Annotated in this window: 11 protein-coding genes and 1 pseudogene; 3 read left to right on the top strand and 9 right to left on the bottom strand. The window is 37.1% G+C overall.

Translation table 11 applies throughout. The features are described from left to right. Nucleotides 1–3 precede the first annotated feature (3 nt). The 3 genes from ACTND6_RS03240 to ACTND6_RS03230 form a co-directional block, all read right to left on the bottom strand. Entirely contained in the window at nt 4–1530 is a 1527-nt protein-coding gene (locus tag ACTND6_RS03240; protein ID WP_441021933.1) for an L-lactate permease, read from the bottom strand. A gap of 106 nt (nt 1531–1636) precedes the next feature. Then, nucleotides 1637–2773, bottom strand: coding sequence for a glycerate kinase (locus tag ACTND6_RS03235; protein WP_441021931.1), 1137 nt, complete (start codon nt 2771–2773; stop codon nt 1637–1639). Beyond that, nucleotides 2770–3513 carry a copper homeostasis protein CutC gene (locus ACTND6_RS03230; RefSeq protein ID WP_441021929.1) on the bottom strand — a complete coding sequence of 248 codons (744 nt, stop codon included), beginning with the start codon at nt 3511–3513 and terminating at the stop codon, nt 2770–2772. The genes ACTND6_RS03235 and ACTND6_RS03230 overlap by 4 nt, the downstream gene beginning before the upstream one ends. A 145-nt stretch (nt 3514–3658) precedes the next feature. Between ACTND6_RS03230 and ACTND6_RS03225 the strand changes: the two genes are divergently transcribed. Further along, on the top strand, nt 3659–4678 hold the full coding sequence (locus tag ACTND6_RS03225; RefSeq protein WP_441021927.1) for a M42 family metallopeptidase: 1020 nt from the start codon (nt 3659–3661) through the stop codon (nt 4676–4678). A 151-nt stretch (nt 4679–4829) separates the two neighbouring features. Continuing rightward, complete coding sequence (locus tag ACTND6_RS03220) at nt 4830–6119, top strand: ATP-binding protein (RefSeq protein WP_441021926.1); 1290 nt, start codon at nt 4830–4832, stop codon at nt 6117–6119. A 6-nt stretch (nt 6120–6125) separates the two neighbouring features. Here ACTND6_RS03220 and ACTND6_RS03215 read toward each other — a convergent pair whose 3' ends face one another. Then, the gene (locus ACTND6_RS03215) at nt 6126–6359 is read right to left on the bottom strand and encodes a sortase (RefSeq protein WP_441021924.1); all 234 of its coding nucleotides are present in this window, start codon (nt 6357–6359) and stop codon (nt 6126–6128) included. A 40-nt stretch (nt 6360–6399) separates the two neighbouring features. After that, nucleotides 6400–7110, bottom strand: a complete 711-nt coding sequence (locus tag ACTND6_RS03210; protein WP_441021922.1) for a gamma-glutamyl-gamma-aminobutyrate hydrolase family protein — start codon at nt 7108–7110, stop codon at nt 6400–6402. Nucleotides 7111–7165: 55 nt separating this feature from the next. On the opposite strand from ACTND6_RS03210, the gene ACTND6_RS03205 reads away from it, so the two are divergent. Then, complete coding sequence (locus ACTND6_RS03205; protein WP_441021920.1) at nt 7166–7939, top strand: hypothetical protein; 774 nt, start codon at nt 7166–7168, stop codon at nt 7937–7939. Nucleotides 7940–7957: 18 nt separating this feature from the next. On the opposite strand, the pseudogene ACTND6_RS03200 reads toward ACTND6_RS03205, so the two are convergent. The 4 genes and pseudogenes from ACTND6_RS03200 to ACTND6_RS03185 all read right to left on the bottom strand — a co-directional run. Next, nucleotides 7958–8479: pseudogene (locus ACTND6_RS03200) on the bottom strand (MATE family efflux transporter); the annotation flags it as partial. A gap of 195 nt (nt 8480–8674) precedes the next feature. Next, nucleotides 8675–10330: a zinc ribbon domain-containing protein gene (locus ACTND6_RS03195; protein ID WP_441021918.1), complete on the bottom strand. Its 1656-nt coding sequence runs from the start codon at nt 10328–10330 to the stop codon at nt 8675–8677. Nucleotides 10331–10660: 330 nt separating this feature from the next. Then, nucleotides 10661–11263: a transposase gene (locus tag ACTND6_RS03190; RefSeq protein ID WP_441021916.1), complete on the bottom strand. Its 603-nt coding sequence runs from the start codon at nt 11261–11263 to the stop codon at nt 10661–10663. After that, nucleotides 11205–11783: a transposase gene (locus tag ACTND6_RS03185; protein WP_441021914.1), complete on the bottom strand. Its 579-nt coding sequence runs from the start codon at nt 11781–11783 to the stop codon at nt 11205–11207. Before ACTND6_RS03185 ends, ACTND6_RS03190 begins: the two co-directional genes overlap by 59 nt. Nucleotides 11784–12070: the final 287 nt, after the last annotated feature.

Raw genomic sequence — 12070 nt, 5'->3', positions numbered from 1 at the left:
TTTTCAGAATATCTGTGCTCCCACAAATCCAAGAATACTCATCAGTACCAAGAAGAGTAATCCATACGGCATAACTCTAGCCATTAATTTTGCATCTTCTCCCTTTGCATTCACAGAAGATAATGCAATCGCAAGTGACTGTGGAGATAGCATTTTTCCTGCCGCAACGCCTAATGAGTTCAAAGAAACCATCCAGTATGGGTCAATCTGCAATGTATTGGCTGCACTGCTCTGTACTGCACCAAACAGCACACCAGAATTTGTACCAGAACCCGTCACAAATGTACCAAGTCCACCAATCCATGGTGCAAATAATGGATAGAAGCTTCCTGTTGTTCCAATCGCAAAAGATGCAATGGAAGAAATCATTCCAGAATATCCCATGATTTTTGCACATGCCAGCACAGAAATCATAGTAATCATTGTTTCTTTCATCTGTACAAATGTTTCTTTCAACACAATCACAAAGTCTTCCATCTTTGCACCTTGTAGAAGACCGCCAATCATTGCGGATAAGAAAATCCACACACCTGGTGTATTGATCCAGGCAAATGTAATTGTATTAGGATTTTCCCCTGTAAAGATTGTTAGAGATGTCGCAAACTGTGCCAAGAATGTATTCACTGGGGAAACAAGTTTACTTGTAAGTAAAAGGAATACGAAGATCATGATAAATGGTGACCAAGCTAATAGTGCCTTTTTGCCATCAAACTTTTCTTGTGTTTCAATGGCAACTTCATACGCAGGATCTTTTTTTACACTCTTTGCCATCAGAATTGTAACTGCTAAAGAAACAACAGATCCAACAACGACCGCAAGTTCAGCACCAACAAATTTACCAATCAATATTTCAGGAATCACAAATGCAATCCCACTCATGAGTGTAATTGGTAATACACCCTTCAATCCTTTGATTCCATTCCCTGTAATCATCACCATTAAAATTGGTGAAAGAATAATAAATGGTGTTAATTGTAAAGCTGTCATAAATGACAATGATGTATTTTCTAAAGATAATAAATTCGCTAAAGTCACTGTTGGAATACCAATAGATCCAAATGCAGTTGGTGTACCATTTGCAATCAAACATACAAGGCATGAAAACAAAGGATCAAATCCCAATGACACAAGCATACTGGCAGGAATTGCAACTGCAGTACCAAAACCAGCCATGCCTTCCATAAATCCACCAAAACACCATGCAATCAATAAAACAAGTACACGTTTATCTGTTGAGAAAGATGTAATCATAGATTTGATAACATCCATTCCACCAGTTCTCAATGATAAACGATATGTAAATACTGCCGCAATAATAACAATAATAATTGGCCAGATTGCCATCAATGTTCCTTCTAATGCTGCAGTAGCTGTATCAATCACAGGCAGATGCCACACAAGAACAGCTAGTATCACAGAAATCAGAAATGAACCAATTGCCGCTTTAAATGTTGGCCACTTCATTTTCAGCAACGCAAAAGCAAGCCAGATAATCGGTGCTAATCCCAAAATAAATAATATGAAACTCATATTTCCCCTCCGCGCATTAAATAGTATCATTTCTATTCATTTAAAAATAGAGCAATTCAAAATGCTAACGCTTACACATAGAAAAAAGATCAAATAAATTGATCTTTTACGCATATTTATGCAGTTTTTCTATTAGACGTATCACTTGTTTTGAAGTACTTTTTAAATTCTGGTATGCACAATCTGTATCCATTGCTTCTTTAATTGAACAAGCACCTTGTTGAATGGAAAAGAATGCATCAATACCATTTTCATTACATGCTTCTGCATCTTTCCCAACACATCCACAAAACGCAATGACAGGCTTCTGATATTTTTTTGCAAGCTGCGCTACACCAAGAGGTGCCTTTCCCATCGCCGTCTGTGCGTCTATTTTTCCTTCTCCAGTAATGATGAGATCTGCCTCCTGGATTGCTTTTTCTAATTGAATTTCTTCTAGCACAAAAGAAATACCACGCTTCATTTCACCATGCAGAAACGTATGCAACGCATACCCAAGGCCACCCGCAGCACCACTGCCTGGATAGTTATGATCTGCTTCACAATACTTATCTTTTACAATGGATGCGAAATGCGCCATCCATGCATCCATTTCTTCTATCATAGCTTGATCTGCACCCTTCTGTGGACCAAAGATATACGAAGCACCTTGTTTTCCACACAATGGATTTTTCACATCACTCAAGATAAAAAATGAACATTCTTTGATTCTAGAATCTACATAAGTATCATCGATACTGATAATATCTTTTAATCCTTTTGCGCCAAAGCAAACTTCTTTTGCATTCTGATCAAGAAAATGATATCCCAGTGCCTGCAGCATTCCAACACCACCATCATTCGTACACGAACCACCAATACCAATCAAAAACTTTCTACAGCCATGATTGCATGCATCTTGAATGATTTCTCCAACACCAAATGTCGTTGCACAATATGGGTCAAGCTGTTCTTTTTTTACAAGTGTAATACCTGCAGCACTGCACATCTCAATGATTGCGATATTATCTTCTGTCATTCCATACGCTGCATTCACTTTTTCAAGAAATGGACCTGTCACTGGAATGGTTCTTTTCTTTGCATGCATACATTCACACAATGCATCTACTGTGCCTTCCCCACCATCTGCCAGTGGTTTGATAATTACTTCATGATTTTTACCAATGCCTTCTTTGATTGCATTGGCTGCCTGCAAAGATGTTAAAGATCCTTTAAACGAATCCAGGGCACAAACAATTTTCATTGCACAGCTCCAACAAGTTTTTTTACAAGTGCTTCATCTACAACATCATAATCATTTTCATGCGGTGCAGATAAATATGCATATGTTACAAATTCACTGCTTGTTGTTGGATCATTACTGTAATTCTTGCAGGAAGAATGCACCTGTGAAATACCTGTTGTTTCAATCATTTCCATTGCATTTCCAGCATTCATTCCTGAACCCGCAAGTATTTCCATTTGACTTCCATATTGGCTCTGCAGCAGCTTGATTAAATCCATTCCTTCCATTGCTTTTGCTTTTTGTCCACTTGTTAATACACGATCCACACCTAGATCAATCAATATTTCCATGGACTGGAATGGATCAGGTGTAACATCAAATGCTCTATGGAATACTGCTTCTTTCCCGTAGGAATGGATCAAATCCACCATCTTTTCCACATATGGCAGACAAATGTTTCCTTCTTCTGTTAAAAAACCAAACGCAATTCCATCTGCACCATTTTCAAGCATCACTTCTGCATCTTCCATCATTGTTTCAAATTCACTAAATGAATATGCAAATCCAGCAGCTCTAGGACGATCCATACAGATGACTTTCAAATCCGTATCTCTTTTCACTCTTTTCAGTGTTGCCAGTGTAGGTGTTAAACCACCAACACTCAATGCACTATTTAATTCCACTCTTTTTGCGCCACCTTTGTCAGCAGCAATACAATCTTCATAACTTCCACAACATACTTCAATCATTCTTTCCATAACATTCTCCATCTAATCTATTTCAATTTTAATAAAATTCCACTCATTTTTCACTTGCCAATTATGATTTTCACAATATTCTTTGAAACCATTGAACTAAATAGTATTTGCTTTACAATAGATTCGTAGTGAGGTACAAAAACAAATGAACAATTATGCAAAACAGATCTGTGATCAGCTTTACAAGCTCACAGCGATTGCTTCTCCAAGCGGTTATACCGCAAAAGCCGCAAAATATGTCAAAGAAACATTAGATGACATGGGGTATGAAGCAAGAATCACAAGAAAAGGAAACGTTGAATGTACAATTGGCGGTGAAGGAAATCCACTCGTTCTAGCTGCACACGTTGATACACTTGGTGCTATGGTTAGAAGTATCAAGGCAAACGGAAGACTCAAGCCAACAACGCTTGGTGGTCATCAATGGTCTACTGCAGATGGTGAAAACTGCATGGTATTCACTAGAAGTGGAAAAATGTACACTGGTGTTGTATTGAACAAGGAACCAAGTGCACATGTTGCTGATCAGAAAGTGGAAACAAAAGAAGAAAATATGGAAATCTTACTAGATGAGAATATTTCTTCTAAAGAAGACGTTTTAAAGTTAGGCATTGAAACAGGCGATATCATCGCAATGGATCCTAAAACAACAGTCACTGAAAGTGGATATATCAAATCCAGATTCTTAGATGATAAACTCTCTGCCGCAATTCTATTAAGTATTGCACAATGGGTGAAAGATGAAAACATTACATTAAACCGTAAAGTCACACTCATCTTCACTTGCCTGGAAGAAGTTGGATATGGTGGAAGCAATGTTCCAAGCGATACAGAAGATATGTTATCTGTAGATATGGGATGTGTTGGTGCAGATCTTGGATGTACAGAAAGAATGGTATCTATCTGTGCAAAGGATTCTGGCGGTCCATACAACTATGATTTGATTACTGAATTACATGATATCTGTAAAGAATACAATATTGACTACGCAATCGATGTATATCCACACTATGGAAGCGATGTAGAAACAACACTCAGAGCTGGATATGATATTCGACATGGTCTGATTGGACCTGGTGTATACGCATCTCACAACTATGAAAGAAGCCATGTAGATGGTGTTATGCATACATTCACGTTATTACAACATTTCATTACAAAATAAGACGAAACCGCAAGCATATTAAACTTGTGGTTTTTTATTGAGGTCGGAAAAAGTGTGGTCTACAGACTAAAACAGGTCAGAAAAAGTGTAAGTTTGTATGAAAATCAGGTCAGAAAAAGTGTGATATAATGTTTAAAAGTGAGGCAAATTTATGTATAGATCAGCGATGAAACAATTAATCACATGGAAAAGTAAAGAAAATAGAAAGCCATTGCTTATTATGGGTGCTCGACAAACAGGAAAAACATGGCTGATGAAAGAATTTGGAAAAACAAATTTCGAAAAAATAGCCTATATTTCCTTTTACAACAACAAACGTATGGATGATGTTTTTCAAGAAGATTTTAATATTGAACGTATTTTAATGAGTTTAAATATTGAATCTGGAATCACAATCACACCGAATGACACTTTAATTATTTTTGATGAAATTCAGGAATCTAAAAAAGCATTAGAATCATTGAAATATTTTTGTGAAGAAGCAAAAGATTACGCTGTTGTAGCTGCTGGATCACTCTTAGGTGTTGCTATTCATAATGGTGTATCCTATCCTGTTGGAAAAGTTGAGCTATTAGACTTATATCCTCTGAATTTCCGAGAATTTTTATACGCAATGGATGAAGAAAATCTTGCGAATGTATTAGAAACAAAAGACTATACCATCATTGATAACTTTCAGGACAAGTATTTATTCTGGCTAAAGAATTATTACTACGTTGGAGGAATGCCAGAAGTTGTCAATGAATTTCGATTACACAAAGATTATCAAGAAGTACGAAATATCCAAACAAATATCATCCGTCAATATGAAGGAGACTTTGGAAAACACGCAGACAATCACTCTCTTGAAAGAATCCGTCAAGTATGGAATTCCATTCCAATGCAGCTTTCTAAAGAAAATAAGAAATTCTTCTTTGGACAAATCAAAAAAGGTGCAAGAAGCAGTGAGTATGAATTAGCAATACAATGGCTGGTTGATAGTGGACTTGTTCATAAAGTCAATCGTGTCAATGAACCACATGTACCTTTAAAGGCATACACAAACATGAATATTTATAAATTATTTATGCTTGATATTGGTTTGCTTGGAGCACTGAGTGAATTAGATGCTGCATCCATCCTTGAAGGCAATGATATTTTCATTGAATTTAAAGGAGCATTAACAGAACAATACGTTCTTCAACAAATCATTGCAGATACAAAATATACTCCATATTACTATGGAACAGATAAATCAACATTTGAACAAGATTTTCTAATTCAAAGAGGGAAAAATGTTATTCCAATTGAAGTCAAAGCTGAAGGAAATATCAAATCACAAAGTCTAAAAGCATATTGTGATAAATTCCATCCAGAAAAAGCAATCCGTTTCTCAACTAGAAAATACATTGACCAAGACTGGATGGAAAATATCCCTCTCTATGCAATATGTAATTTATAAACACAATTATTCAGTGTTTTTCCTGCATCTCACTGTCACTCTACTAGCACCACCATATGTACATGTAAACAATGTCAAAGGCCACTGTCCACTTGTCATATCATCTACTTCTTCAGGCTGTAATATTTCAATCCCGGCAACACTGTATGTAAATTCATTTCCTACAGCATCCGTAAATGTAATGATATCCCCTTCCTGCAAGTTAGAAAGTTTCTGCTGAACTGAAAAGTTAAATTCCACTTTCGTACAAAATAGAATTTACTATTTCAAAAATGTAACCCTAATCTTTTTGACACGTACTTACAAAATCTTTAAATAAGCAAGACATACTATGATCTGTATACACAAATCCTTCAGGATGCCACTGTACACCTACAAGATATGGATATGCAGGATCTTCCACTGCTTCTACAACACCATCATCTGCATATGCTGTTACTTTCAGATTCTTCGCTACTTCTTTTAATGCCTGATGATGGAAAGAATTCACATACAATTCTTTTCCAAACAATGCATATAGTTTTGAATCCTTTTCTATCGTTACACGATGTGATACTTCATCTCTTGCTTCTGTCTGTGAATGCAAGAACGTATTCTCACGATTTGACAGATCCTGCCACAATGTACCACCAAAGAATACATTCATGATCTGTACGCCTCTACAAATACCAAGAACTGGTTTTCTTGTTTCCACAAAAGCTTCTAAGAAATGTAATTGCCATTCATCAAATGTTTTATCCACTTTTCCAAGTTTTGGTAAAGGATTTTCATGATACATCAAAGGATTCACATCAATTCCACCAGGAATCAATAAACCATCAATCTGTTCAGCATATTCCTGAATCAATGCAGGATCATCAATCTGAGGAATGATGAAAGGTAATCCTCCAGCATCATAAACAGAATTTGTATAGTTGCAGGAGATTTGATTAAATTTATTTTCTACATGTGTATATGGCGGATGCGCCAATATTCCAATCACAGGTTTCATAAATAACTACCTTCTTTCTCATTCAGTATACTCCAATTTCTGTTATGATATTCACATGGATACATTAACAAAACACTATTTTGATAAAGCATATGAAATGTTGAAAAATTATATTCAACCAACATACCAGCAACTTCAACAACGTTATGAACTCTTCCCAGAAGAGTGCTATGTTGAGCAGATCGATGATTATTTCTATCTGACATTCACATATCCTCGTGTTGTAGAGAATTCCTTTGAAGTCTTAGAACAAGGTTTGATTCTTGTCTATGATGAAGAACAAATCATCGCAGATATGGCGTTTTCTCACGGAACGATGCATGATGTCTTGCATTCTAATGACATCTTTGATGAATTATCCTTAGATTCAGACTGGTCTTTTTTACAGCACTATACACTTTGTAAAATGATGTTCCCTGATTACCCATATCCATTATGTAAATCTAATAATACAGATGAAATTGATGGTGAAGCATGCTTCTTTCATAATGCATATGTTACAAAACGCTACAGACAACAACATATCTTTTCCAACATGTTAGATAATGCAAAAGAAATGGTTCTTCGCAACTGCTATCAATCCACAACATACTATGCAATATTCTCATTAGATCCAGATATTGCATGTTATGGAGAAGATACACCAAAAGAACCATATATTTATTCCATGAAAGATGAACCAGCAAGACTGTTAAATAAGGCAATTCTTGAAAAGAAAGGTTTTCTTGGCGTCAAACTGGAAGATTTAGAAGACAGCCAGGATGGTGCTAAACTATGGTTTGCATTGTTGAAAGAAAATGAATTCATTCAGGAAGTAGAACCAGTATAATCGTTTTTAATGTCTATACTATTCTTCTGTTACTGGCAGCTGCTTACGATAGTGGAAGTAGTATACAACATTCAATACAATACCAAAGATCGTTGCTGAAGGCGCAGATAATGCAATCTTAAACAAGCTTGCATCTGGCTGCATTGTCATAATATATGCCATAGGCAAACGTACAATGAATGTCTGTGCCAGTCCCTGGATCATAACCCAGAACGTTCTTGCGTGACCATTGTAATACCCCATAAAGCTAAACAATACTGCAGTAACAATTGCTTCCAATGCAAATCCTCTTAAGTAATTAAATGCTTCTTGTACTACAGCAGCATCATTTGTGAAGATACCTGCCAATACATCACCATAAAATACAACACCAATAAATACAAATACACCAACAACAGCACCAATGCCAATACCCGTCAGCATAGCACGAAATGCTCTTTTTTCTTTGCCTGCGCCAACATTCTGAGATACGAAAGATGACATTGACTGCATCAAAGAACCAGGAATCAGCATAACAAAACCTTGGATTTTACTCGCAACACCATATCCACTCGATGCAGCTAATCGTGAACTACTCGATCATTGAATGGCCGAGCATCAAAATGCTTGGCTTCAAGCCGATAATTTGAAAATATACTCAATCATATAGTTCGAAGAGCTATGAATCAGCATATATCTTCTTATTACATCCCATACATGGACATGCCATGCACAGAAGGCGGTAGTTCATATGTTCTACAGAACGGAAACAACGTTTCCTGTTTCCTGCAGAATCGGTGTTGTTAATTGCTTCATCTGCCATTCAAGATGCCTGTTATCCAGAAGCCTGATCAGTCTGGATTGCATTTCTTTGTGGTTCTTTGCATCCTTGCAGAGTTTAAGAAGTTCCTTATCTTTCGCACGGTTTCTGATGTTTACTGCACCAACGTGGTCAGCATCATCTTCATAGCCACAGCAACCACATCTGAAGAGCTTACTGTTCACTGTGCTGCGGTTTTCTGCATTACGATAGCTGCAGATCGGGCATGTCTGACTTGTAAAATCTGGTGGTACTTCTACATAGTCATATCCATACCAGTTGAGTTCAGACATGAGCTTCTGCTGCAGTCTGCCACGTGCGAATGCAGACAAGTCTCCATTCAACTTGCGAGACTTGTTAAATTCCTTGATATCAAGCAGTTCAAGCACAGTCAAAGTATCATGTGTGATACATGACATATATGTCTTTACATCATGGATGATTTCATGATTCAGCATATTGTAGTAGGCACGCTTCTTGCGATACGGTGCATCTGCTGTGCGTATCATGTGTTCCAGGTTGTCCATCTTCTGAATGAGAGAACGTCTCACATCCAAAGGAAGGTTCTTATGGTGACGCACATAATAGCTGATGTTCCTTTTCTTGTTACGCAGGCTGCTTAACTGTGCAAATGCTGGTTCAACATCATGATGGTAGTAATCAATGACTTCTTTCATGGATCCGATGGAACGTCCATCAGACAGAAAGAACGAATCCTTGATTCCTGTATCTACTCCCATACAGACGGCTGTATCAGGCTTCCTGAATGATTTTGCATAAGACCATCCAATACGGACTTTTGTACCTTCCGGCTTGACTGTTACCGTAGCAGCCATCCTGTTAGCTTGAATCTTATGCAGCGAATGCCTGCTTGTATTGATCGGAATCGAAATACGATTACCTTTTACAAAAGGATTTGTCAATGTAATGACATATGGCATTACTGTATCTGTAGAAGGCTCAATTCTCATTAATCGACTGTCAAAAGGAATCGCTTCGCTCTTTACATGTGGTGTTTTAAACTGAATGGAAACCATATCGTACAACTCATGAAATTCCATCATTTGTGCATCAAACTCATCAGCAGACATGTTCTGCAGCTGTGCAATGCAGTTCTGATAGAAAGCCGTGTCTTTCTTGTTTCGTACAGCATTGACAACTTTGTTCAGGCAGGCAGTCATTTCATCTTTGGCCACACCATCAAGGCACAAGCCAAACAGCACCTTGGACTGGCAGAAGATGGAATCAATTGTCTTGAACATTTCCAGACGTACTGCATCCAGCCTGTTTGACAGTTTTGTAAAAGACGCATCAAATGCATTCTGACAGAATGCAGAATTGATGTCTTTTGGCCGTAACTGTTTTTGAAGCTGGCGAACGTAAGAATCCTTCTTATCGTTCTTGATAAGTTGTACATGAATATCTGGAACAGCCATCAAAGCCTCGATATTGAAGTTGATCAGTTCAACATATTTGTGTTCCATCTGCCAAAGCAAGTCAAGTTTTCCTTTGTTTGGTTTTCCAAACAAAAACACGCTTTTGACAGGTGAAGGTTCAAACTCAGAATTCATTTTTTTACGTGCTTTTGGCATAAAATATGACTCACTTACTACATATATTATACCATGATAGAATAATTAAATATAGCTTATTTATGCGAAAATATTAGCTTTCGCTTTGTGGCAAGCACGAAGAAAAGCAACGCTTTCATCCAATGTCATTAAGTTAAGCACTGATGATCATTGGTAATCTCTACAGAAAACACTAAAACCAGGAATGGAACAGTCTTTCAATCAGATTGTTATTCCTGGTTTTGTTATTTTACTGTTTGTTCGAACAGTTTCAGACATGACAAAAATATCTCTTCAAAAGATTGTATTTTCTGCCATTATGTTTTACCTTATTAACGGAGTTAATCTCCGTTATGCCGCATAGTATGAAGATGTCTTGCAGGACTGTGGCTTCACATTGCGACTGTATTTTCTTCCTGGCCTTATCGGGGTCAGGAATTTTTTTATTCTTTTCGCCACTTCCTCTTCATTTATCTTTCCATCAAGATACAGACGGATATTTGTTACTGCAGTTTTGAAATTGACCTTGTAATGCCATTTCCATTCTGCTTTCTGTGATGGAGGAATGTTATTTACAATGATTCTGCTGAAATTGAACAGTGTCAGAGAGGCATAGATTTCCTGACGGATAAGCTTCTGATCCGAAGAATGAAAATACAGCAGTCCGACTGTATATTTCAGATCTCTGAAAGAAGTCTCAATACCCCATCTCAAATGATAGATTTCTTTGAATTCCTCAAATGACATTTCATCTTCTGTCAGATTTGTCAGAAGACATTCATATGTATCTTCAGTGATTTTAAACCGTACTACTCTAACATTCATTTCATACCAGTCATGATCAGCTGTAAGATAATCAAAAGGCGCACTTTCATTTACAAGAATCGTATACAGTTCATTGTCCTTTGTTTCGTTTGTCTGAAGATATGTTACTCTTAGTAATATTCGTATCAAAAGCAGTATCATCAAGATGAATCGTTGAAAGAATTCCGTTACTGTGAATATCCTTTACACGGATAATGAATTTCTGATGCTTTTCTATGCAGCACGCCATCAGATTGTATTTTTCATATCCACGGTCACATATGATGATCGAATCCACTGGATACTGACGATTTTCAATCATTTTTTCAAGTGCATCGCATTCATGTGTCTTGGCAGCTGTATCAATATTCACATCTGCATAGATACCGTTCAGTACATCATAAAGTGCATTGAGATGGAGCTGATTGTATCCTCTGGTCGCAGATGTATTGATATGATATGTCGTCTTGTCCTTTGGATTGTGAGAGATGTTGATATCAGAACCATCGCATGCAAGAAGATAGTAGCCATTGTATGTCTTATAGTTTGTAAAGTAAGAAGTGAACAGCGAAAACACTCTTTTAAAGGCTTCCGGTCTGCACTTGCAGCGCTGCTGAGAGAAGGCAGAAGCAGACGGCAAGTCATCGACGTCAGAAGAATAATTCATCATATCTAACTGAATTGTCTTGCTTGATAGATGAAGAATGTAGTAAATAAGATTGGAACAGCTGAGCTTTCTGTTTCTTGTAAAGTCAGAGACAGGATCAGAAGAATAACAGGCGATATTTTCACTGACAGAAGAGATGGCTCTTTCAAGAGCAGAACGAATCGTTGAAGCGGAATAGAAATAGACAATATGAAATGACCTCCCAATAACTTGTAGCAGCGAGGATCATCCGAGATATACTTGTTATTGGTAATAAAAACAAGAGTATTAGGAAGTTGCCTTAATACAAG

It is taken from the genome of Bulleidia sp. HCP3S3_C9, assembly GCF_052064035.1.
In the GTDB taxonomy this organism is placed as follows: Bacteria; Bacillota_I; Bacilli_A; order Erysipelotrichales; family Erysipelotrichaceae; genus Bulleidia.
The sequence above is the reverse complement of the archived record's forward strand: the minus strand, read 5'-3'. Positions and strand labels throughout refer to the sequence as shown.